Source organism: Nonomuraea sp. NPDC049625, from assembly GCF_040675285.1.
Taxonomy (GTDB): Bacteria; Actinomycetota; Actinomycetes; order Streptosporangiales; family Streptosporangiaceae; genus Nonomuraea; species Nonomuraea angiospora_A.
Genome location: NZ_JBFAOQ010000005.1, coordinates 208,551 through 232,024 on the forward strand (window position 1 = coordinate 208,551; position 23,474 = coordinate 232,024).

Annotated in this window: 17 protein-coding genes; 10 read left to right on the forward strand and 7 right to left on the reverse strand. The window is 72.3% G+C overall.

The window, feature by feature from the left end; all coding sequences use genetic code 11:
• Positions 1-12: 12 nt before the first annotated feature.
• Both AB0J87_RS23520 and AB0J87_RS23525 read left to right on the forward strand, forming a co-directional pair.
• Positions 13-801 carry an ABC transporter ATP-binding protein gene (locus tag AB0J87_RS23520; RefSeq protein WP_363968258.1) on the forward strand — a complete coding sequence of 263 codons (789 nt, stop codon included), beginning with the start codon at positions 13-15 and terminating at the stop codon, positions 799-801.
• Positions 798-2,123: an ABC transporter permease gene (locus tag AB0J87_RS23525; protein ID WP_363968260.1), complete on the forward strand. Its 1,326-nt coding sequence runs from the start codon at positions 798-800 to the stop codon at positions 2,121-2,123. The genes AB0J87_RS23520 and AB0J87_RS23525 overlap by 4 nt, the downstream gene beginning before the upstream one ends.
• Here AB0J87_RS23525 and AB0J87_RS23530 read toward each other — a convergent pair.
• A complete protein-coding gene (locus tag AB0J87_RS23530; RefSeq protein ID WP_363968261.1) occupies positions 2,083-5,298 on the reverse strand; it encodes a BTAD domain-containing putative transcriptional regulator in 3,216 nt (1,071 codons plus the stop codon). The genes AB0J87_RS23525 and AB0J87_RS23530 overlap by 41 nt on opposite strands.
• Positions 5,299-5,471: 173 nt before the next feature.
• Between AB0J87_RS23530 and AB0J87_RS23535 the strand changes: the two genes are divergently transcribed.
• From AB0J87_RS23535 to mltG, 4 genes are all read left to right on the forward strand, one after another.
• Positions 5,472-5,960: a hypothetical protein gene (locus AB0J87_RS23535; RefSeq protein WP_363968263.1), complete on the forward strand. Its 489-nt coding sequence runs from the start codon at positions 5,472-5,474 to the stop codon at positions 5,958-5,960.
• A 97-nt stretch (positions 5,961-6,057) separates the two neighbouring features.
• Positions 6,058-9,237 (forward strand): S8 family serine peptidase, encoded by a 3,180-nt coding sequence (locus AB0J87_RS23540; protein ID WP_363968264.1) that lies wholly within the window; start codon positions 6,058-6,060, stop codon positions 9,235-9,237.
• Positions 9,238-9,363: 126 nt separating this feature from the next.
• Positions 9,364-9,876, forward strand: coding sequence for a SigE family RNA polymerase sigma factor (locus AB0J87_RS23545; RefSeq protein ID WP_363968266.1), 513 nt, complete (start codon positions 9,364-9,366; stop codon positions 9,874-9,876).
• On the forward strand, positions 9,873-10,805 hold the full coding sequence (gene mltG / locus AB0J87_RS23550; RefSeq protein ID WP_363968268.1) for an endolytic transglycosylase MltG: 933 nt from the start codon (positions 9,873-9,875) through the stop codon (positions 10,803-10,805). The genes AB0J87_RS23545 and mltG overlap by 4 nt, the downstream gene beginning before the upstream one ends.
• A gap of 14 nt (positions 10,806-10,819) precedes the next feature.
• On the opposite strand, the gene AB0J87_RS23555 is transcribed toward mltG, so the two are convergent.
• From AB0J87_RS23555 to AB0J87_RS23575, 5 genes are read right to left on the reverse strand one after another with little or no spacing between them, the layout of a single operon-like run.
• Positions 10,820-11,362 carry a hypothetical protein gene (locus tag AB0J87_RS23555; protein ID WP_363968270.1) on the reverse strand — a complete coding sequence of 181 codons (543 nt, stop codon included), beginning with the start codon at positions 11,360-11,362 and terminating at the stop codon, positions 10,820-10,822.
• A 24-nt stretch (positions 11,363-11,386) separates the two neighbouring features.
• The gene (locus AB0J87_RS23560) at positions 11,387-12,571 is read right to left on the reverse strand and encodes an FAD-dependent monooxygenase (RefSeq protein ID WP_363968272.1); all 1,185 of its coding nucleotides are present in this window, start codon (positions 12,569-12,571) and stop codon (positions 11,387-11,389) included.
• The gene (locus AB0J87_RS23565) at positions 12,568-13,398 is read right to left on the reverse strand and encodes an SDR family NAD(P)-dependent oxidoreductase (protein WP_363968274.1); all 831 of its coding nucleotides are present in this window, start codon (positions 13,396-13,398) and stop codon (positions 12,568-12,570) included. The genes AB0J87_RS23560 and AB0J87_RS23565 overlap by 4 nt, the downstream gene beginning before the upstream one ends.
• Positions 13,385-14,818, reverse strand: coding sequence for an AMP-binding protein (locus AB0J87_RS23570; protein WP_363968275.1), 1,434 nt, complete (start codon positions 14,816-14,818; stop codon positions 13,385-13,387). Before AB0J87_RS23570 ends, AB0J87_RS23565 begins: the two co-directional genes overlap by 14 nt.
• A gap of 35 nt (positions 14,819-14,853) precedes the next feature.
• The gene (locus tag AB0J87_RS23575) at positions 14,854-15,357 is read right to left on the reverse strand and encodes an EF-hand domain-containing protein (RefSeq protein WP_363968277.1); all 504 of its coding nucleotides are present in this window, start codon (positions 15,355-15,357) and stop codon (positions 14,854-14,856) included.
• Positions 15,358-15,573: 216 nt separating this feature from the next.
• Here AB0J87_RS23575 and AB0J87_RS23580 point away from each other — a divergent pair, with 216 nt between their 5' ends.
• Both AB0J87_RS23580 and AB0J87_RS23585 read left to right on the forward strand, forming a co-directional pair.
• A complete protein-coding gene (locus tag AB0J87_RS23580; protein WP_363968279.1) occupies positions 15,574-16,629 on the forward strand; it encodes a histidine kinase in 1,056 nt (351 codons plus the stop codon).
• Positions 16,626-17,264, forward strand: a complete 639-nt coding sequence (locus tag AB0J87_RS23585) for a response regulator transcription factor (RefSeq protein WP_363968281.1) — start codon at positions 16,626-16,628, stop codon at positions 17,262-17,264. The genes AB0J87_RS23580 and AB0J87_RS23585 overlap by 4 nt, the downstream gene beginning before the upstream one ends.
• A 10-nt stretch (positions 17,265-17,274) precedes the next feature.
• Here the strand turns inward: AB0J87_RS23585 and AB0J87_RS23590 are convergent, their stop codons facing one another.
• The gene (locus AB0J87_RS23590; protein ID WP_363968283.1) at positions 17,275-18,093 is read right to left on the reverse strand and encodes a lipase family protein; all 819 of its coding nucleotides are present in this window, start codon (positions 18,091-18,093) and stop codon (positions 17,275-17,277) included.
• A 198-nt stretch (positions 18,094-18,291) separates the two neighbouring features.
• Here AB0J87_RS23590 and AB0J87_RS23595 point away from each other — a divergent pair, with 198 nt between their 5' ends.
• Positions 18,292-21,390 (forward strand): hypothetical protein, encoded by a 3,099-nt coding sequence (locus AB0J87_RS23595; RefSeq protein WP_363968285.1) that lies wholly within the window; start codon positions 18,292-18,294, stop codon positions 21,388-21,390.
• Positions 21,391-21,393: 3 nt separating this feature from the next.
• Positions 21,394-23,433 carry a hypothetical protein gene (locus AB0J87_RS23600; protein WP_363968287.1) on the forward strand — a complete coding sequence of 680 codons (2,040 nt, stop codon included), beginning with the start codon at positions 21,394-21,396 and terminating at the stop codon, positions 23,431-23,433.
• Positions 23,434-23,474 lie beyond the last annotated feature (41 nt).

The window sequence follows — 23,474 nt, forward strand, 5'->3', positions numbered from 1 at the left end:
TAGAGAGGTTCCATGACCCCGTACGCCACCGCCGCGCCCGCGCCACCCGTGCTGCGCATCCGCGGTCTACGCTGCGAGTACCCGGGAGAGGCCGGGCCGGTCCATGCGCTGCGCGGCGTCGATCTCGATGTCGCCCGGTCCTCCTTCATCGCGATCATGGGACCGTCGGGTTCCGGCAAGACCACGCTCCTGCACTGCGCCGCCGGGCTGCAGCAGCCGACCTCCGGCTCCATCGAGCTCGACGGGCAGGACCTTCGCTCGCTCGATCAGACCCGGCTCACGCAGTTGCGCCGGCGCCGCGTCGGATTCGTCTTCCAGTCGTTCAACCTTCTGCCGGCGCTCTCGGCCGTCGACAACGTCGAGCTCCCCCTGCGCCTGGACTCGCGGGAGACGACGCCGGCGCGCACGACCGACCTGCTCGCCCGCGTGGGGCTCGGCAACCGGGGCAGCCACCGCCCTCACCAGCTGTCCGGCGGTCAGAAGCAACGCGTCGCGGTCGCGCGAGCGTTGATCACCGACCCCGACGTCGTCTTCGCCGACGAGCCCACGGGCGCCCTCGACATCCGCAGCGCCAGGGACGTCCTGCGGTTGATGCGCGAGCTCGCGGACCGCGGCCAGACGATCATCATGGTCACGCATGATCCGGTCGCCGCCTCCTATTCCGACGCCGTCCTCTTCCTCGCCGACGGCCGGATCGTCGATCACCTCCCGCGGCCCACCGCACAGCAGGTCGCCGGCAGAATGGCCGTCCTGGTCGAATCGGCCGAGCAGGCCGCCAACGACGCGGCGGCGAGCCGATGATCAAAATCGCCATGCGCTCCTTCGCGCATCACCGTGCCGCCGCGATCGCCACCGGCCTGGTCGCGCTCGTCGGCACGATCCTGGTCACGGGCATGATGAGCCTGCTCGGCACCGGGCTGGCCCGGAGCACGGCCGCCGGCGACCGCGCGTTCCTGGTGCAGTTCCCGCTCATCATGGGCGGCTGGGCGGTCGCGATCGTCCTGTTCGCCATGGTCTCGACGATCAGCGTCGCGCTCGGCGGCCGGGCCGGGGAGATCGCGGGCATCCGTCTCATCGGCGCCAGTCCGCGGCAGGTGCAGCAGTTGCTCGCCATCGAGACGGCGGCCGTCTCGGCCGTCACCGCGCTCCCGGGCCTGGCCGGCGGCTACCTCGTCGGCTGGATCGTCATGCGGAGCATCCATGCGGCCGGGCTCACCGACGCGGCCTCGGTCTTCGCGCCCGGCGTGCTCCTCCCGGTCCTCGGCATGCTCGTCGTGCTGGCCGCGAGCGTGCTGGCCGCGTGGATGGGCAGCCGCACCCTCGCTCATCGCAGCCCGGTGGCCGACGCGTCCCCGCCCCCGCGCCGTCGTACCGTACGGCGTCCGGAACGGCGGCGCCGTGTCGCCGCGACGATCATCATCGCCGCCGGCCTGGCCTCATCGACCGCTGTACTCGCCATGGACCCGGCCGACGTGCTCACCACCGCGATGACCGGACCCGGCTGCGTACTCGTCGCCGCCGGCCTGTGCATTCTCGCCCCGGAGCTCGTCGTCACGGCGAACGCCACGCTCAGCGCCTTCCGCCGGGCACAGACCACCGCCCCGTCCCGCCTGGCCGCGATCAACCTCGCCGTGGCCCCGGACCGGGTACGGCCGACCGTGACGTTCCTGACCCTCTTCGTCGGCGTCGCCGCGGGCACGCTCAGCATGCAGGGCATCGAGAACGGCTCCGGCACGGCGAACGGCACCGCCCAGGTCCTGGCGTCGATCAACTACTTCGTCGTCGCCCTGATCGCGGCGTTCATGGCCATCGCCCTCACCAACAACCTCGTCGCCTCCATCACCCGGCGCCGCTCCGAATTCGCGGCCATGTCCCTGATCGGCGCGACCGGCGCCCAAACACAGCGCATGCTGGTACGCGAGATCGGCACGGCCACCGCCATCAGCACCGTCGCCGGAAGCGTGGGGGCGTTCGTCACGGTCCTGCCCTTCGCCGTCGTCAAAACAGGCAACCCCCTGCAGGCCGCGGCACCCCTCCCCTACGCCGTCACGATCGCGGTCGGGATCGGCGTCACCCTGGGCGTCACGTCCGTCGTCGGAAGGCGCGTCGTCCGCGCGGCGTGAGACCGTAACGGGCCGGGGAGCGCTCGGTCAGCTCCTTCGCCCTGCGGTGATCGTACGGTGCGCAGAGCCGTTCGGCCGTCCTCATGGCCTGTTCCGCCGCTTTCCTCGCGGCCTTCCGCCGTCCCCCGTGGGCCAGGACGAGGGCGCGGGCCCAGCCGATGCGGGCCGCGGAGCCGGGGTGGCGGGACTGGAACCCGGCCAGGTGCCGGTCGAGCCGACGCGCCGTGGCGGCGTCCGGGGGCAGGGACACGAGCAGTTCGGCCAGGCCGGACCAGCATTCCAGCAGGCCGCGCCGGCCCGCCGGCAGGCGGGCGGCCAGCTCCAGCACCGTGGTCAGCGCCTGTCCCGGGCCGATCCGCCCGAGGCGGGCCGTGGCCGTGAGCAGGCGCATCTCCTGGATCACCGGCATGACCGTGCCGTCACGCAGGCCGAGTCGCTGCTCGTGGGCGCGGCGGCGGTCGGTCGACGCGCGGGCCGCCGCCAGCACCTGCCCGATCCGCTCCGCGCTCGTCCCGTCGAGGCGCAGCAGCGCCTCGGCCTGGCCGATCAGGCACCAGTGGCGGCCGATGTCGTCGCCGCCCACCCGCCTGGCCGCCTGCTCCGCCGTGGCGGCGAACAGCTCCGCCGCCTGCTCGAAGTCGCCGCGCCACAGGGCCGTCTCGGCGAGCATCCCCGCGCAGTTCTCCGCCACCCGGGGGTCGACCGTCCTGGCCCGGCACTCGGTGAACGACGCGCACGCCGCCTCGAAGTCCCCGGCCGCGAGCAGATCCAGCCCCCTGGCCAGGCGGGCGCGGCTCGCCGGCTCGGTCGGGTGGTCGATGTCGCTCAGCGATCGATCGGCGAGGGCGCCGTAGCGGGTGGCCAGGCGATGTCGTCCGGCGACGCGGGCGATGGTGGCGAAGTTCGCGTACGCCTCCGCGCGCAGGGCCGCATCCGGCGTCCGATCGGCGGCGTTGAGCTGGCGTAACGAGGCGGCCAGCATGGTGAGCAGGTCCTGCTGGTGGTAGGCCAGCCGCGCCAGGAACGTCAGCGCCTGCGCCGCCTCGGCCTGCGCCGAAGCCCCTGAGCGACGGATCGGCAGGACGCGGTGGAGGACCTGGCGGGCGGCGGCCGCCAGGACGGCGGCGGCGAGGCCGGGGCGGGATATCGGGAGCGGCTCGCCTATCGTGTCGAGCGCCGCCCTGGCCAGGCGGGTGGACTCGCGCTCCCTGGCCAACTGGTGCTCGCTGACGCCCGCCATCCGCAACCACCGCGCCCGAAGGTACGGGGCCTCGCGCGTACGGGCGAGGTGCCGCAGGACGACGGCGCCGGACTCCTCGTACAGACGCAGGCGCAGGCACAACACCCAGTAGCGGTCGAGGAAGCCGGGCCGGCCGGACACCGCCCAGGCCAGCCGGATGTTGTCCAGCTCCACGCCCAGCACGCGGGTGACCTCGGTGTCGGAGGCGTCCTGGAGGGCGGCGGCGTGCCGGTCGAGCAGGCGGGTGAAGTGGGCGGCGTGCCGTTCCCGCACCGCGCGGCGCTCCCGGGGGTTCAGGTGTCCGGCGGCGAACTGCCGGATGACGGGGTGCAGGACGTAGCGGCCGGACGGGGCGAGCTGGATCATGCTGTGATCCACCAGGTGGACCAGGACGCGCGGCGTGGTCCCGGCCACCTCCAGCGCGGCCCGGAGCGTGCAGCCGCCGCTGAACACCGACAACGCCGCCAGCGCAGCTCTCCCGGCCGGGTCGAGCAGCCGCCAGGAGGTCTCGAAGACCGTACGCATGCAGGCGTGCCGCGACCGGGCGGCCGGCCCGTCGGTGGACAGCAGGCCGGCGTCCACGCCGAGGCGCTGGGCCAGCTCCGCGAGCGGCACCGCGCGCAGCAGGCCGGCCGCCAGCTCGATGGCCAGGGGCAGGCCGCCGATGGCGGCGCAGATCGCGGCGACCGGGACGGCGTGCGGGCCGGGGTCGAAGGCCGGTTGCGCCCGTACGGCCCTGGACGCGAACAACGCCTCAGCCTCCGGGCCCGGCAGGCCCGCCACCTCGAACGTCACCTGTCCGGGCACGTCCAGGCGGCGTCTGCTGGTCGCGAGGATCCGCACCCCCGGAGCGGTACGCATGATCCGCGCGATGACCGGGTCGATGGCCGGCAGGTGTTCGAGGTTGTCCAGTACGAGGAGCTGATCGCGGCCGGACAGGGCGGCCAGCAGCAGGTCAAGGGCAGGGCGCTGCGGGGAGAGGTCCACGCCGAGACGCCGGGCGAGCGTCGTGACGGCCGCCTCCGGGCCCACCCCGGCGAAGGACACGAACGCGCACGACGACGTGGCGGCGGCGATGGCCAGGCGGGTCTTGCCGACGCCGCCGGGGCCGAGCAGGGTCACGAGGCGTTCGCGGGCCAGCAGCGCGCGCAGTTCCCGGATCTCCGTCTCCCGGCCGAACAGGTCGGTACGGGGCACGGGCGGCGCGGCACGGAACTGCCGACCGACGACCGCCGCCTCCGGCGCTCGTACGGGGGTGACGAGCTGGCGGCGGACGGCCGCCGTCTCCGGCGCGGGCTCCACCCCCAGCTCGTCGGCCAGGCGCCGCCGCAGGTCGTCGTAGCAGGCCAGCGCCGCACCCCGGTTCCCGCCCCGGGCCAGCGCCGTGATCAGCAGCCGGTGCGCCTCCTCGTCGTACGGATCCAGCCCGGCCACCAGCCGCGCCAGCCGTACGAACTGGTCGGGCGGCGCGGAGCCGGCCCGCAGCAGGAGGTCGCGCAGCAGGAGCCGGGTCCGCCCGCGCTCGGACTCCAGCCAGCCGCCGAACGCCGGGGCGTCGCAGAACCACACGCCGTCCATGAAGTCGCCGCGCCACAAGCGCAGCGCCTCGGCCACGGTCGGCGTCTGGGCCAGGCGCCCGTGATCGACGAAGCAGCCGTCGCCGGCGCGGAAGCGTACGTGGTCGCGGGTGATGTCCAGCCACCCGCCCACCTCCTTGCGCAGCTCCGACAGCGCCAGGCGCAGGCTGCCCCGGGCGTTGGCGTCAGGCCGCTCGCCCCACAACAACGCGGCCAGCTCCGAGCGCGGTCGCGGCCCCGGCGTGGCGGCGAGGTAGCAGAGCAGGGCGCGCGTCTTGGCGGCGCGGATGTCCACCGGCCGCCCCGCGACGGCCAGCTCCGGCGGACCGAGCAGCAGCAGGGTCAGCGACTCTCCCATAGAAGCAGCACAGTAGGCGCGCCCCGGCCGCGCGGCTGTGCCAAAAGGCGCATATGGAACGTGCTCTCCGTCACTGACCTGGGCTCTCACGATCCGCTCACGCTGCCGGCCCCACTCTGATGCCGCGTTTCGCGACAGCAGCGGAGCACACCTCACACCGTAGGAGAAACAGGATGCGCACTCAGAAACTGATCCCCGCGCTCGCCCTGACGGCGACCCTGGCCGTACCGGCGGCGCTGGCCGTCGCACCCCCCGCCGGCGCGACGGCCAGGGCCGCGACCTGCCGGGTGGAACTGGACTACATCGACTCGAACAACGTGGACGAGTCCGACGGCGTGGACGAGATCCGGATCAACCTGGGCGGGATCATGTATCCCGCCGGCAACAACTGGGTCAACATGTGGGCCGGATCCCGCGCCTACACCGCTTCCTTCGGGAGCCCGAGCGCCACGATCAGCTCCTCCGGCTCGGCGCTCTACAGCCTGCGCGAGGTCACCCCGCCGTGGGTCTCCGGCGGCACCACCCTCGGCACGATCACCGCGCAGGGCTCGGTCTGCGCCACGCTCTCCACGGGGCAGTCGGTCGGCCTGGTGAAGACCATCACCGGCACCGACGACACCTACTACTCCTACTACATCAGGCTCGTGATGACCGGCCTCTAGCAGGCGTGAACGTGAATGGTCGCATCGGCAGATACATAGTGATCCACTGTCGACGATCAGGAGCTTCACAGTGCGTAAAGGAGCCAGAGCGGCCGGGGTGTTACTGCTGACCGCGGCCGCGCTCGCCGCCTCACCCACCGCCACCGCGCAGGCGGGGCAGCAGAGCGCGGCCGGGGCGGAGGCCCGGAGCGTCACCTTGATCACGGGCGACCGGGTGACCGTCGTGGGCCCGGACACCGCGCTCGTCGAGCGGGGCGAGGGCCGCGACGAGGTCATGTTCCACACCCGCCGGGACGCGGGCCGGTTACGCGTGATCCCCGGCGACGCGCTCCCGCTGCTCAGGGCCGGACGTCTCGACGAGCGACTGTTCGACGTGACGACGCTGCTCGACTACGGATACGACGACCGCCGCGGCTCGCTGCCGCTCATCGTCACCGGGGCGGAGCGGCCGGCCTCCCTGCTCCGCGGCGCCCGGTCGGCCGCGCTGCCCGCGGTCGGCGGCTACGCCGTACAGGAGGAACGCGCGCAGGCGACGCGGTTCTGGCGGGACCTGGCCGGATCCACCGGCCGGGCCGGGCTGCTCGGGACGCGCGGCAAGGTCTGGCTCGACGGGTTCAGGAAAGTGTCGCTGGACCAGAGCGTCAAGCAGATCGGGGCGCCCGACGCCTGGGCCCGCGGCCACACCGGCAAGGGCGTGAAGGTGGCCGTGCTCGACTCCGGCATCGACGCCACTCACCCGGACCTCGCCGGCAAGGTCGTGGCCAGGCGCGACTTCACCGAGGAGCCGGACGAGCGCGATGTCGTCGGCCACGGCACGCACGTCGCCTCCACCATCGCGGGCAGCGGGGCCGCCTCCGGCGGGCGCTACCGCGGCGTGGCTCCGGACGCTGCCCTGCTGGACGGCCGCGTGTGCGAATCCGTCCTCTGCTCCGAGTCGGCGATCCTGGCCGGCATGCAGTGGGCGGCCGATCAGGGCGCCCAGGTCGTGAACCTGAGCCTCGGCACGGCGGACACGCCGGAGACCGACCCGATCGAGCAGGCGGTCCAGACGCTGACCGAGCGGTACGGCACGTTGTTCGTGGTGGCGGCGGGCAACTCCGGGACCGATCGGTCGGTATCGTCCCCGGCCAGCGCGGATGCCGCGCTGGCGGTGGGCGCGGTGACGAAGTCCGACGAACCGGCGTCGTTCTCGAGCCGCGGACCTCGCGTCGGTGACAACGGGCTTAAACCGGACATCACGGCCCCCGGCGCGGAGATCACCGCGGCCCGGAGCAAGGACAGCCCCGGCACCGGCTCGTACGTCACCAAGTCCGGCACTTCCATGGCCACCCCGCACGTGGCCGGTGTCGCGGCCCTGCTGGCCGGTGAGCATCCCGGCTGGAAGGCGGACACGCTGAAGGCCGCGCTCATGGGCTCGGCCAAGCCCAACCCCGCTGTCAACGTGTACGGGCAGGGCGCGGGCCGGGTGGACGCCGCTCGCGCGACGCTCCAGAACGTGACCGCCGAACCGGCCGGCATCGGCTTCCCGCGACAGGAGTGGCCGCACGGCGACGACGAGGCGGTGACCAGGAAACTGGTCTACCGCAACCACTCCGACACGCCGCTCACCCTCACGCTCGACGTCCGCGCGGGCGAGGCGTTCACGGTGTCGCCTGACACGATCGTCGTCCCCGCGGGCGGCGCGGCGGAGGCCGCCGTCACCGCCGACACCAGTGCCGCCGGGCCCGACGGCTTCATCGGCGGGTACGTCGTGGCCTCCGGCGCCGACGGCGTCAGCGTGAGCACCCCCGTGGCGGTGGAGAAGGAGGTCGAGAGCTACAACCTGACGATCAGGCACACGAACAGGGCGGGCATTCCCACCGGGGCCTTCGAGACGGGCATCTTCCGGTTGGACGCCGAGGCGCTGCCGATCGTGCTGTTCGGGGGCGCGGAGACGACCACGCTGCGGTTGCCCAAGGGCAGGTGGCTGTTCGACACGACGGTGCTGGACGAGGACGGCGTCACTTTGCTCGTCCAGCCGGAGTTGCGACTCGACGCCGACCGGACGGTGGACGCCGACGCCCGGCTCGGCCGGCCGCTCGACGTGACCACGCCGAGCGCCGACGCGAAGCTGGTGCTCGGCCAGGTCGTCTACCAGCGGCGCGGGCCCGGCGGCACGCCGCGGGACCGTGGATGGCTCGGCAACCGGTTCGATCGCATGTTCACGGCACAGCTCGGGCCCGACCGTGACTACGAGGGGCTGCTGACCATGGTGGCGGCTCACTGGGCGGGGGCCGACACGTACCGGATGGCCTGGTTCGAGCGGGGCAGGGTCGTGACCGGGTTCCGGCGTGACACGACGCGGGAGCGGCTGGCCACCATACGCACCGACTACGCGCGCCATCTGCCCGGCGCGACCGCCGAAGCGGCGAGCCGGGCCTGGCCACACGACGGGAAGATCTCGACCTGGCTGGCTCCCGACCCCGTCATCACCCCCTCGGTGCGGACGGAACACGTCAACACCGGGGACGGCATCCGCTGGCAGCGTTACCTGTGGGAGTACGGCGCGGACGGGCGGGTGAACCAGTTCGAGTCGGCCTTCCACCGGTACCCGGCGGGCCGGGTCACGACGGAGTGGTGGAACCGCGGCGTGTTCGGCCCGTCCCTGCCAGTGGGCGACCAGGAAGGCGGCACCGTCTCCCGGACCGGTGACGTGATCTCGGCCGACCTGTGGATGTTCGGCGACGGGCGGGGCTCCCTCGGCTGGTCCTCCCGCGCCACCGAGCGCCTGACCCTCTATCGCGACGGCGAACGCGTCGGCGAGGCGGCCGGCCTTCAGGCCCGTTTCGAGGTGCCGGCCGGCGAGGCGGGATACCGGCTGGTGGCCGAGGCCGAGCGCGGCGTTCCCGCCGTGCTCGGCACGCGCGTGTCGGTCGCGTGGACGTTCCGTTCGGCGACCGCCGCGGACGGCACCGTGCGGCTGCCGGTCTCCGTGGTGACGTTCACCCCTGCGCTGGACGCGGAGAACGCCGCGCCCGCGGGCCGGCTCTTCACCGTGCCGTTCTCCGTGCGCCCGCAGCCGGGCGGCTCGGGGGGACGCCCTCGGGAGACGACCGTCGAGGTGTCCTACGATGACGGCGCCACCTGGGCGAAGGCGGAGGTGAGAGGCTCACGGGTGGTGCTGCGGCATCCCGTGGGCGACGGTTTCGTGTCGCTGCGAGCCAGATCCGGCGACACGGCGGGGAATGCGGTGGAGCAGACGGTGATCAGGGCTTACCGGATCGTCGCGACGGGCTGAGCCCGTAGGGACCACGTTCAGAGCTCGCCACCCCGACGCCATCGGGGTGGCGAGAAACCTGGGCCGTACCGGCATAGATCGACGTGCCGCTCGCGTCCTTGCCCGTGAACGTCGCGAGGAGGACGGGTGGATCCAGGATTTGAGGCGGACTTCCGAAAGTTCGTCGTCGACCGATCGGGGGCGTTGTTCCGCACCGCTTACCTGCTGACCGGTGACCGGCACGCCGCCGAGGATCTGGTGCAGTCGGCCCTGGTCAAGACGGCCGCGAAATGGCGCAGTCTGCGCGATCCGGCCGCCATCGAGGGATACGTCCGCCGTGCCATGTACCACGAACAGGTGAGCTGGTGGCGGCGGCGGTCACGCGTCGCGGAGGTGTCCACCGGACGGCCGCCCGAGCGGATCGACGCCGGGCACGCCGACGTCGCGGACCTTCGCCTGGTGATGCGCGCGGCCCTGTCCCGGCTCACCCCCCGGCAGCGGACCATGCTCGTGCTCCGCTACTTCGAGGACCTCTCCGAGACCGAGATCGCGCGCCTGCTCGGCGTCCGCGTGGGGTCGGTACGCAGCCAGATCTACCGCTCGCTGGAACGCCTGAAGAAGGCGGCGCCTGAACTGAGCACCGTGAGGGAGTTCGGATGAACATCGAGAACCTGCTGCGCGAGACCCTCTCCGACATGGCCGGCGAAGAGCGGCCGCCCGCGCCGGAGCGGTTCCTGCGGCCCCGCGAGCGCCGCCCCCGTCGCCGCGGCCCCGCATTGGCGGCGGCGACGGCCGTCGCCGCGCTGGCGGCGGGATCCACCCTCGTGGTCCAGCAGCTGTCGGCGCGGGCCCCCGGTGACGACGTGCCGCGCCCGGCCGTCTCGATCCAGGCGGGGGTCACCGTCAACGTGGCGGCGGGGATGCGGCTCTCGCAGCTGCTCAAGCAGCTGTCGCAGCTCACCGGCAGGCCGGCGGCGGAGTTCGAGCGGGCCGCCAAGGACGGTACGGCGCTCGGCCTGCCGTCCTATGCCGGGCGGAAGCTCGAAGGGTTCGCCTTCCCCGGCACCTACGAGTTCTCCCCTGCCGCGAGCCCGGCCGAGATCCTGCGGCCGATGGTGGCCCGGTTCGAGGCCGCCGCCGAGGCCGCCGACCTGGTCGACGGCGCCAGGCGGGCCGGCAGGACGCCGCTGGAGATCGTGACCATCGCCAGCATCGTCCAGGCCGAGGCGGGCAGGGACGAGGACATGGCCAAGATCGCCCGGGTCATCCACAACCGGCTGGACCGGAAAATGCGCCTGGACATCGACAGCACGGTCCTGTACGGCCTGAACAAGTACGGCGCCGAGGCGACGCTCAAAGATGTCCGGAGCCCGTCGCCGTACAACACCTACCGGCGTCCGGGCCTGCCGCCCGGCCCCATCGGCAACCCCGGGGCCGAGGCCATCAGGGCCGCGCTGCACCCGGCGCGCGGCACCTGGCGCTATTTCGTGGCGATCGACCCGAAGAGTCGCATCATGAAGTTCGCCACCACCGAATCGGAGTACGCCGCACTGGTCGAGGAGCGCCGCAAAAATCTCAAGGGCAGCTGACCGGCCCGCCGTCGTCACCCCGGCGACGACGGCGGGCCGGTCGTCGCGGGGTCGAAAAGGTCGGGATTGAAGGTTTCCCGGATGAAGAGCGCCGGCTGAGCGCTGTCGGGGTCGATGATGAGGTACCACCTGGAGACGGCGGCGCGTCCGGGGCCCCACGAGTCCAGTCCGAGTCCCAGCGGATGGCGCTCGTGCGGCTCGGGCAGGTGCCGTCCCAGCGGAACGGCGCACGAGCGCAGCAGGTGCTCGGCCCAGGGCAGCCGGCCGAGCGGGGCCAGGACGAGGTTGCGGGAGACCTGGTGGCGCGCGACGGCGAGCGTGGTGCGGCGGACCAGGACGGGAGCCGCGGCGGGCAGGCCGAGCGGCGCGGCGGCCTCGGGGCAGGTCCGGTCCACGGCCGCGCGGGACACCTCCACGGTGTGGACGTCCACGCGCTCGTCCAGGAGGCGTTCGAGCTGGCAGGTGGTGCTGCCGGTGTGGGAGAGGAGGGCCTGGGTCCGGGGGTCGGTGAAGATCTCGACGCTGACGGACTGCGGCGTGATCGTTCGGAGCATCATGGGGAACCTCGCAGGGACGAACGTTCAGTAGAGGCTGCTGGGGATCCCGGCGTCGCGCGGTCCGAAAGGTTTGCTGTCGAGCCAGGTCCCGGCGCGGGGCAGCACCCGAGCGGCGAGGGCGGCGGCCCGCTGCGCGGCCTGGCGGTGCGGGCCGGCGGCGGTCAGGTGGGCCAGCGCCTTGCCCGCGGCCGCGCGGTTGCGCTGGGCGGCGGCCCGCCTCACCCGGTCGTACTCGGCGAGTGCGCCGAGGGCGGCTTCAGGACCGATGCCGGCTTCGACGATCGCGTCGACGGCGGCGGCCGCGTCGGCGACGCCGGAGTTGAGCCCGCGCGCGCCGAAGGGCGCGTAAAGGTGCGCGGCCTCCCCGGCCAGCAGGACCCGGCCCTTGGTGAAGGTCTCCGCGACCGCCTGGCGGAACAGGTAGTGGGAGGACCAGGTGACCTCGCAGGCGTGGCCGGACGGCAGCAGGGGCCGGAGCCAGGCGCAGGGGTCGGCGGCGAGCGCCGCGGGATCGTCACGGGCGCGGCACTGCAGGTCCACGCGGTGGCCGCCGGTGAAGGGGATGATGAGCACGTTGCGGCCCGCGGCCCGCGGATGGCGGTAGTGGAAGATCCGCTCGCCGGGCAGCGGCCGGTCGGGATCGTCGGCGACGTCCGCGACGACGAACGCGTTGCCGCCGGCGTCGCCGTCCATCAGGATGCCCAGCCGGCGCCGCACGATCGATCCGGCCCCGTCCGCCGCGACGACGAACGCGGAGTGCCACTGCCTGCCGTCGGCCGCGCGGATCAGGACGGAGGTGTCCAGGAGGGTCACGTCGTCGGCCGGCGCGCCCCAGGAGAAGCTGACGCCGGCCCGCACGGCCGCCTCGCGGAGCAGCTCTTCCACTCTGGGCTGCGGGAGGCTGACGAACGGCGCGAGCCTGGGATGCACCGGTTCGTAGCGGCGATGATGGACCCTTCGCCCGGCCCAGTACGTCCGGCGTCCCGGCCACACCAGGCCCTCCCTCACCAAGTGGTCGGCGAGGACGGGCGAGGCCGTCGCGAGGGTCTGGATCGTCTGCCGGTGCAGGAAGATCGCCCGGCTGCCGGGCTTGGGCGCGGTTTCGGGCAGCCGTTCCAGCACGTGGGCGGGCAGTCCCCGGGCGCGCGCCAGCAGGGCGGCCGACAGCCCCACCGGGCCCGCGCCCACGATGAGCGGTCCGTCGATCACGATTTGGCCCCCTCGGGCGGACGTACCCTGCTCAGCGCGGCCCGCGCGCGTGCGGGCATGGCCACCGCGAAGCCTCCGTCGACGGGTATGTCGGCCCCGGTGACGAAGGAGGCCGCCGGCGAGGCCAGCCACGTCACCACGGTCGCGACCTCGTCCGGGCTCGCCCAGCGGCCCAGCGGCACCAGGTCCAGGGCCGACTCCGACAGCGCGGGGTCGGCGACGTAGGCGCGGTTGACCGCGGTGTCGATCCACGCCGGGCTGACCGCGTTCACCCGCACCCCCTGGGGCCCGAGCTCGCCCGCGAGGGCCTGGGTGAGGTGCCGCAGGCCGGCCTTGGCCGCTCCGTAGGCGGCGATCTCGGGCCAGGGCCGGGCCACCGCGATCGACCCGATGTTGACGATGACCCCCTGGCCCCGTTCGGCCATCGCCGGCGCCAGCCGCCGGACGAAACGGAAGGCGCTGGTGAGATTGAGGTTGTGCACCCGCTCCCAGCCGTCGTCGCGGACGTCCAGCACCGACGCCTGGAAGACGGGCCCGCCCGCGTTGTTCACCAGGATGTCCACCGTGCCGAGCCGTTCCTCGACGGCGGCGCACGAGGTCTCGATCTGGGCCGCGTCGGTGACGTCGCACTCGGCCACCACGGCCCGGCGGCCGTGTGACCGTACGGTCGCGGCGACCTCGTCAAGGTCCTGGCGAGAACGCCCCAGCACGGCCACGTCCGCGCCCGCGGCGGCGAACATCCGGGCGACGGCCGCGCCGATGCCCCGCGAGGCCCCGGTGACGAGCGCGGCACGGCCGTGCAGCCGGAGCCGGTCATTCAGCGACATGCGGATGTCCTCCGGAGGTCGTCAAGGTCAGGGCACGCTTGTCGACCTTGCCGTTAGCGGTGAGCGGCAGGCCGGGGACGAGGACCACCCGGCGCGGCAGCTTGTGGGCGGCCAGCAGTGCCCGGCAGTGCCGGATGATCTCTTCGGAGGCGGGGGCGGCCCCGTGCTCCGCCACCACCCACGCGCACGGGATCTCGCCCAGGACCGGATCGGGCACCCCGGCGACCGCGACGTCACGAACCGCCGGATGCCCGCGGATGGCACGTTCCAGCTCGGCGGGGAACACCGAGTAGCCGCCGCACAGGACGACGTCCTTGATCCGGTCGACGATCCGGACGCGCCCGTCGGCGGCGATGACGCCGACGTCGCCGGTCCGCAGCCACCCGTCCACGCCGATCGCCGCGGCGGTCTGCCGGGGCGCGTTCCAGTAGCCGGGGGTGACGATCGGGCCGTGCACCTGGAGTTCGCCCTGCACGCCGGGCGGCGCCACGTGCCCGCCCGCCTCCACCCGCAGCCGGACGCCGGGCAGCGCCGTTCCGGCCGTGCCGTGGCGACCGGCCAGCTCCGGCGCGGCCAGCGTGGCCATGCCACCCAGCTCCGTCATCCCCCATCCCTCCACGTACGGGGCGCCGGTGCGGTCCTCCCAGGCCATGGCCAGCTCCTCCCCCGCGCACTGGCCGGCCGAAAGGCCGCACCGCAGCGAGCGGGGCATCCGTCCCGCCGGCTCGGACAGCAGCCGCCGGTACATCGTCGGCACGCCCGCCACCACCGTCGCCGCGTGCCGGGCCGACCGCTCCAGCATCGTCTCCACGTCGAAGCGCTCCAGCAGGATCAGGCCCGCGCCGCTGCCCAGCGCCGCGTTCATGACGTTCGTCCCATAGGTGTGCGCCAGCGGCAGCGCCGTCACCACCCGATCCCGCGGCCCGAGGCGCAGGCGTGCCGCCAGGTTGTCGCCACCCGCGCGAACCGCCCGCCGCGTCTGGATCACCCCCTTGGGCGACCCCGTCGTCCCCGAGGTGTAGGCCAGGCATGCGGCACCGGCCAGCGCCGCATGCCTGGGCCCGCGCTCCGATGCCATCCAGTCGCGGGGGATCGCGCCGTCCGGGCAGAGCAGCACCTGGTCCGCGTACGTATCCGCCAGCGCCTCGGCCCGGTCGGCGGACACGAACAGCGCGCGCATCCCGCAGTCGCGGACCACATGGGTGATCTCCGCGACGGCCGACGCCGCGTTGAGCGGCACGCAGCACGCCTGGAGCCGGGCCAGCGCCAGGTACGTCACCACCCACTCGCAGCCGTTGGGCAGGCACAGCCCGACGAGATCGCCTCGTCCGATCCCGCAGGCCGCGAGCCTGGCCGCCCGTCCGTCCGCCAGCGCGGTCAACTCGGCACGGCTCACCGTACGATCGCTGCACACCAGCATGAGAGCGCGGTCCTGTCTCTACCGGGATCAGCTCGTCAGATCAGGTCGTCGGCGCTGGTGTAGAACTTCCGCAGGAACTCGGCGAAACTGCCCGTACTCACCTGGCCGGTCCCGCCGCCGTCCAGGTCGTCGAAGAGCTTCGTCGAGTACGTCAGCGGGAATCCGCCGGCGCTGTGGAGGCCGAGGAAGTGGTCGCGCTCGATGAGGCCGTCGTCGTCCAGGTCGCAGACGGTGGACACCGCCGCCGCGTACGCCTCGCCGTGCTCGTCGAACCAGGAGTCGGCGTGGGAGAACGCGCGATATTCCTCGAAGGTCACCTGCCCGTCCTGGTTGCGGTCGGCGGCTTCGGCCAGCCCTTCCCAGAAGAGCCGGCACCCTTCGGAAAGCGACTCGGCCTTGGGGGAGCCGGCGGGCACGCCCAGCACGCGGCAGACGCGCGAGGCGAAGAGCTCGAAGTCGGCGGACGTCAGCGTGGTGCTGCCGTTGACGTCGAGGAGGTCGAAGCGCATCCGCAGGCGGTCCGTGGCGGAAAGGGACATGGGGGTTCTCCCTTCGGTTCGTGATCCCGGTGATCACGTGATCGACTGGTCTGCCGGTCTGCCCCGACGTGGCGCCGCGGCAGGTGAGGGATGGGGACCGTCGACTGGGGGTCGACAACCCTGCAACTACCCTAAGCCACGATCAGACAACCCTGTGTAGCGGATCGAGGTTGGCGGCGAAGTTGACGACGGTGGCGATGAGTAAGGTGAGGACTCATGTCGAGGTATGCGCTTGTCGCCGCGGTCGTGGCCGCGGACACGGCGCTGTTGTGGCTGGACGGGACGCAGGGGCTGCCGCTGGCCGCGTACGCCGCGGCGTACGTGCTCACCATGGCGGCGGCGGACCGCCTGCCGTTCGCGTCCTTCCTCGCGGCGCTGGCGCTGGCGGTGCTCACGGGCGCGTCGCTGGCCCTGCTCGCCTGCACCGGTTTCCAGGCCGGGCAGCGCATCTCCACCCGCCGGGACGTCGTCGTGACGGCCGGCGCCTTCACCGCGTACGTGTGCGTGCTCCTGTTGGTCGAGGAGCGCTCCCCCGGAGACCAGGATCCGTGGATCACCCTGGCCCGCGTCGCCCTGCTGACCGCGCTGCCGCTGCTGGCCGGCCGGTACATGGCCCAGGAGCGCGAGCACCTGCGCCGGGAGAAGGCCCTCGTCGCCGAGCAGGAACGGCTCCGCGAACGGCTGCGGATCGCCCACGACATGCACGACTCGCTCGGCCACCTGCTCAGCCTGGTCTCCGTGCAGGCCGCCGCGCTGGAGGTGGGCCAGTTGCCCACGGAGCAGCGGCGGGCGGTGCGCGGCCTGGCCGACACCGCACGCGCCGCCGCGGCCGAGCTGCACGAGGTGGTCAACGCGCTGCGCGGCCATGACGTCCTCGGCCTGGAGGAGATCGAGGGCCTCGTCGCACGGTCCCGGGCGGCGGGCACGTCGGTGGCGTTCGAGACGTCCGGCGAGGCCGTCCCGCTCATCGACCCGAGGGCCGCCCACGCCGCCTACCGGGTCGTCCAGGAAGGGCTGACCAACGCGGTCAAGCACGCCTCCGGCATGCCGATCACCGTGTCGCTCGACTGGCAGCCCGACGCCCTCCTGATCTCGGTGGCGAACCCGGTGCCCCATCGTCGGCCCGCTGCCGGCGGCGGGAGCGGCCTGCGGGGGCTGACCGAACGCGTCACCGCGGCTGGGGGCCTGCTGCGCGTCCACGCGGAGCCGCGCGAGTTCCGGCTCGTGGCGATGCTCCCGCTGGTGCCGGCCCTCGCGGGGGCCGCCGCGTGATCAGGACGCTGATCGCCGACGACGAGCCCCTCATCACCGCCGGGATCCGTACCGTCCTGGAATCGGCCGGGGACATCGAGGTGGTGGCCGTCGCGGGAGACGGACGCGAGGCGGTGCGGGCCGCCCACCGGCACCGCGTCGACGTCGCGCTCCTGGACATCGCGATGCCGGTGCTGGACGGCCTGGCCGCGGCGGCCGAGCTGACGGGGCCGCGCGTGGTGCTCCTCACCGCCTTCGGCGACGAGGCCAACGTACGGCGGGCGGTACGGCAGGGCGTGGCCGGCTTCGTCCTGAAGACGTGCACCCCGGACGAGCTGATCCGGGCGGTCCGCGCCGCTCATGCCGGGCATGCGTACCTGTCGCCGGCCGTGGCGCGCCAGGTGCTCGACATGGCGGCGCCGGGCCCCGGCCAGCGCGAACGCGACGCCGCCGGCCGGCTGGCCGCGCTCACGGCGCGCGAGGCCGACGTCCTCGCCCTGGTGGCGCAGGGCCTGTCCAACGCCGAGGTCGCCCGGCACGTCCACATGACCGAGGCCAGCGTGAAGACCTACGTCAGCCGCATCCTCGCCAAACTGAACTGCGCCAACCGGGTGCAGGCGGCCCTGCTGCTACGCGATGCGCAGCTCCCTGGCTGAGGCTCGGGGCTCAGCGTAGGTTGGCGTCGAAGTTCGCCAGGTAGGCGTTGATGAAGTGGTCGCGGACGCCGTCGCCGCCGGGCGCCAGCAGGTCGGCGGTGCGGCCCTTCAGCCGGTCGGCCAGGCCCGCCGCCAGGGGCGTCTTCTCCCGCAGCTTGCCCTTGGCGTCGAAGTAGCGTTCCTCGGCCACGTGCTGGAACAGCGGCGGGGGCGGGAGCTGGGCGACGACGTCGTTGTTGTTGACGAAGCGGAACATCCGGCCCCGGAACGCCTTGTCATAGGCGGCGGCCAGCAGCGGGCAGCAGGTGCGGGGCTGGCCGAAGGTGTAGACGCCGTCGGCGAGCAGGCTCGGGTCCTCGAAGTAGGTGCGCGCCGCCGCCAGCATGGCCAGGGCGCCGCCCAGGCTGTGCCCGGTGAACCAGAGCGACTGCCCGTCGGCGCGCCAGTTCTCCAGGGTGTCCAACATCGCCGGATGCACGACGTCCAGGGCCCGGTAGAAGCCGGAGTGGATCATGCCGGTCCCGGCGGCGTACGGAGTCAGCAGCGTGCCGGCGTCCGACAGCCAGTCACGCAGCTCCTCGGGCTGGGTGCCGCGGAACGCCACGACCATCATGCGGCCGTTGGCCGCGATGTAGGCCTGCGTGTCCACCAGCGGGAACGGCGGGGTGTGCGGCACGCGGAAAGAGGTCACCCGGTCGAAACCCCAGTCGTTCGCCGTGGCCCTGACCCGCTCCTCGTCCTTGTAGGCCAGCTCGGCGGCGTAGGCCAGACAGCGCGCCTGCACCAGGCTGTAGCCGGTGGCCCTGTGATCGAAGCTGATCATGGTCATGTGTCCCCCTCGCCGCTGGTGGGGGGAGGTGTCAGCTCACATCTACCACGCGGTGTCGGACGGGTTTGCGGTGCCACGCCCGATCCGGCGCACCCGTCCTGTCCCCGGCCGGAACGGCATGGAACGCCTCAGTCAGCACAGGCGAGACGCCGCACGGACGCGGCGCCTCGAAACACGGGGGCGGAGGAAAACAAGCCCATGGAAAATCTCTTCCGATTGATGCTCACCCGGCCGGCCGTGGCCCAGGACCCGGAGACTCCCAGCATCCCGCTGGGCCAGGACACGCCGTTCCAGGAGGCGCTGCGCGAGGCCGTCGGGGCGGCCCAGCGGCGTACCGCCGTCGAAGCGGCCGCCACCGCGTACGTGGCGGGGCCGGAGTTCATCGGCGACCCGGCGGACACCCCGCTGGGCGCCGAGCTCGACCAGCTCGCCGGACGCCTCGACGAGATGGAGGACGTCGACGTGTCCGCCTCACCGGAGATGGTGCGGCAGGCCATCGACGACGTGTTCGGGATGAGCCCGAACCAGGTGACCGGCCTGGAGGACTTCCGGAACGCCGTCAGGAGGCTCAAGGACAGCCTCGTGGCGATCAAGGTGCTGCAGGAGGAGCACGCGCGGCCCATCGAGCAGCTCGCCCGCCAGCTTCGTACGGCCGAGGTCATCGTGCGCCACGCCGACGACGACAAGTTCCCCAAGGACCTGCAGGAGCTGCGGCGCTGGCGGCGGCGCTCGCTCCGCCTGCCGTTCGACCTCGGCCTGACCTCCAGGCTGTCGACCCGCGAGGCTGAGGAGGCGGTACGGGGCCGGCGAGAGGAGGCGGTGGCCGCGCGCCGCCAGGAGGTCGACGATCTGCTGGCCCGGCACGCGGACCTGCGGACGGCGCTGGGCGAGCTGGCCCAGCTGAACGCCGAGCACTTCCACGTCACGTCCCAGACGACCAGCGCCCTCGTGCAGCCGCCGGACCAGGTACGGCTGACGAACGTGGCCACCGCGCTGAGCGCCTTCCACGGCAACCTGCGCGAGCGGGTGGCCCCGACCCCGATCATCGGCGAGGCGGAGACGGGCACGGACACCCCGGAGACCTCCGACGTGGTCAGCGCGCCGGTGGCGCAGTCCCTGCTGCAGACGCCCGCTCCCGTGCTGCGCGGCCGCACGGAGTTCCGGCCGACCCCGACGCCCGAGGTCGGGTTCGTGCTCCTGCCGACGGCCGGCGGGCAGCTGTCCGAGGCCACCCGTACGGTGCTCACCGAACGCGGCCTCGACCTGACCGCGGTGCCGCTCGACCGGCTCAGCAACCGCCTCGAAGCCGACCTGGCGGCGACGGTCAACCAGCTGGAGGCGGTCGCCGGACATCCGGTGCGGCAGTCGTTCCTGCGCGTCGGCGAGGCGCTCGTGACCGTGCAGACCCCCGTCACGACCGGCTGGGGAACGCTCGGGACCGGCGGCACCGTCCCGCTGCCGCCGATCCCGCTGGACGGCCGCGTCCCCCACACCAAGGGCGAGGTCGCCCCGGCCGGCATCGCCGACCTGCTCGTGATCAAGCAGCAGCTGACGGGCTACGAGTCGGCCGACGTCGCGCACATCGAGAACGTGCTGCGCGGCGAGCACAAGGTGCGCGACCACAGCCGCCGCGACACCACCGAGCTGATCACGATCAACGAGCAGGAGACCAACACCAGCGAGGACCGGGACCTGCAGACCACCGACCGCTTCGAGATGACCAGGGAGACCGAGCAGACGGTCAAGGAGGACGTCGCGCTCAAGGCCGGGCTGAACATCTCCGGCAGGTACGGCCCGGTCGTGGAGTTCTCCGCCAGCGCCGAGGGCTCCATCGCGCGCAGCAAGCAGGAGGCCACCCGATCGGCCGCCACGTTCTCGCAGGACGTCACCGAACGGACCTCACGCAAGATCGCCGAAAGGGTGCTGACCCGTACCCAGCTGACCACCACGACCGAGACCATCGAGAAGAACACCCACGAACTGGACAACACCCGCAGCTCCCAGAACGTCTCGGGCGTCTACCAGTGGGTCAACAAGGTCTACCAGGCCCAGATGTTCAACTACGGGCTGCGGGCGATGTTCGACTTCATGGTGCCCGAGCCCGCCGCCTTCCTCATCGCGGCCATGCGGCAGACCAACGCCGCCGCCCGCAACCTGATCAAGCCGCCGGACTTCCCGCTCAACCCCCGCCAGATCACCGAGAGCAACTACCAGTACTGGGTCAAGCAGACCGGCGCGACCGACGTCGCGCCGCCGCCCGAGCTGTTCAAGACCAAGTCGCTGGACTTCAAGGCCGGCGGCGGCGACAGCGACACCAACTACAACCACTCGGGCCAGATCAGCATCGACGAGGGCTACCGGGCCGTGTACGCCAGCGTGGGCGTCGTGCGCAACATCTGGGAGAGCGACAACTCCGTGGACGTCGTGGTCGGGCGGCGTACGCACCGGATGCCCGACGGCAACTGGCTGTGGACCACCGCGCTGGACGACGAACGCGACTCGGTCGCCGTGGGCATCGACACCTTCCACCTCTCGCAGGTCGCGGTGGCCGTCGAGGTCAAGTGCCAGCGCACCGACCGGGCCATGGACAAGTGGCGGCTGGAGACCCACGCCAAGCTGGAGACGGCGCACAAGGCGGCCGTGGCCGACTACGAGGAGAAACTGGCGGCGCTGCAGCTGCGGGCAGGCGTGGACATCCAGGGCCGCAACCCGGCCGCCAACCTGGCCCTCATGCAGACGGAGCTGAAGAAGAACTGCGTCAGCATCCTGACCGACCAGCACTACGACCTGTTCGACTCCATCGAGATCTCCCCCGCCAACGGGCTCCCGGAGATCAACGTGTTCGAGGCCGCCGGTGAGGGCCCGTACGTGCGCTTCTTCGAGCAGGCCTTCGAGTGGGAGCACATGACGTTCGTGACCTACCCCTACTTCTGGGGACGCAAGGACCAGTGGGAGGAGCGGCTCGGGTTCGACGACCCGGATCCGGCGTTCGCCGACTTCCTCCGTGCCGGGTTCTGCCGGGTCTCGGTGCCGGCCCGGCCGGGCTTCGAGGGCGCCATCGACCACTTCCTCACCTTCGGCGAGATCTGGAACGGCGGCCCGCTGCCGACCATCTCCAACCCCCTGTACCTGCCCATCGCCGACGAGATCGCCGAGCGTCTCGACCGGCCGGGCACCGAGGTCCCGCAGGGGGACCCGTGGCTGGTGCGGGTGCCGACCTCGCTGCTGAAGCTGCGCCAGGACGACCAGCTGCCCCGCTGGGAGCAGGACTCCGACGGGGAGTGGGTCGAGGTCTAGGACATGGCAGATCCCGTCGTGCCGGCCACCCTGGCCGGCCCCCTGCTCACCGGGTACGTCGAGCCGGGAAAGGGGCGCGGCGTCCTGACCTTCCACGCCGACATCGCCGACCCGGTCCGCGGCGCCACCTTGGAGATCACGCTCACCGCGCCGCCCTGGAACCAGACCGGCCATCAGCCCTTCACCTGGCGATACCTGCCGCCCGCCGGGGAACGGACCTTCCCCGTCATCTGGCTCGCGCTCGCCCGGCAGGTCACCGTGACCACCAGACGCATGGGCGGCACGGCCGCCGACCTCCTGGGGGTGCTCGGCCCGCGCTCTCCCCTGGTCGAGATCGTCCGCCCCCAGGACGACGACCTGATCCCCCAGCCCGACCAGTCCGTCATCGAACTGTGGCGGCTGCTCCCCCAGCCGTTCACGGTCGGCCCCTTCGCCGACGACGAGGCCGGCCGCCGGGGCGACTTCTTCGCCCAGGCGATCACGGTCAACGTGACGACGAAACCGCTCGGCGTGGTCATCAGGAACGTGCTCAACGGCTACGTGGTCACCATCGACATCGACAACCGGCAGGCCGATAGGCCGGCGGCCTTCGTCTACGACATCGTCGTCCATTCGCACGAGGACGAGGACAACCTCTTCGGCGACCGCGTCGTCGTACGCGTCGTGCACACGCACAACGTGATCGTGCACGCGGCGGCCTCGCCGGACATGGCCGGGTTCATCGATGTGCAGACCCTGCGGCTGGACGACTCGTTCATCCCGCGCTTCCCGCCGCAGGGAACCGTGCTCGACGACACCACCTTCCAGCCCAAGGAGGTCGAGGTCCACTTCGCCCCGGAACACCAGGGGCTCATCTTCCTCTTCGAGCTGGCCATCCAGTTCGTCCCGTACATCAACGTCCTGTACGACCTGTCGCAGATCGCCTTCCAGCTCGCGACCGGCAAGGACTTCTGGGGCAACGAGGTGACCGGCACGCAGATCCTCGCCTACGGCGTGCTGTCGGCGCTGCCCTTCGCCAAGGCGCTGCCCCGCGCGGTCCTGCAGTCCGTACGAACCGAGCTCAAAGCGACCAAGCTCGCCAAGGTGCTCGAAGAAGACGTGATCAGCGAAGTCGGGCGCGTCGCCGAACGCGAGTTCCTCGAGGCCGTCGGGAGCATCGACGTCAAGGGCGCGACCGACCTCGCCCGGACGCTCACCCGCTTCGCGGCGGGCAAGCTCTCGATGGACCAGGTGCTCAGGCGTTTCCACGACCTCGTCGGCAACGCCTACCTGCGAGAGCTGGACCGGCGCATCGTGGAACGGCTCCTGACCGGCAACTTCAAGACCTTCCGCAACCCCCGCCTGGCGGCCGGCTTCAACGCCTTCACCAACAGGAAACTGTCCCGGGGAATCGCGCAGAGCCTCGACCCGGTCTCGTGGGCGCTCAGCCAGCGAGGCAAGTCCCGCTTCATCAAAGAACTGGAGAGCGAACTCGGCACCGACTGGGCCGAAACACTCAAACGAGCCAAGCAGACCGACAGCCGGCTGCGCCGGCTCAGCGCCGCCGACATCGCACACTACGACCGGCTCGCCGGACGCGTCGAGGACTACCGGACCCTGGCCAAGCTCAACCGCGGCCGGGGCGACCTGTACGAGGTGGACCACATCCTCGAACAGCGCTTCTGGCGCAACGACCCGCGCGTGCAGACCGCGTTCAACGAAAAGGGCGAGGGCATGGCCATGGTCATCCCCAAGAACCCGGCGATCGCCGCCAAGATGCCCGGCAACGCCATCGCCTACGTCCACTCCCTCAAGACCCGCCTGCTCACCGAGCTGATCCCGAACGGACGGGAGGCGGAGTTCACCGTCCAGCAGATCTTCGACGCCCACATGTGGGTGCTGGAGTCGTTACGGGTCGACCGCTCCGTGACGGTGGGCGATCGCCTCCTCGGCGACTTCCGCCTCCTGGCCAGGTCCCGGGGAGAACGGCTCGAACTCCGCATGCCCACCGCCGCGACCTTCACCCGGCAGGGCGGGTGGCCGGTGCTCGTAGGCGTTCAATAAGGGGATTGTTGAACAATGCTACGATCGACTGCACCTCGCCC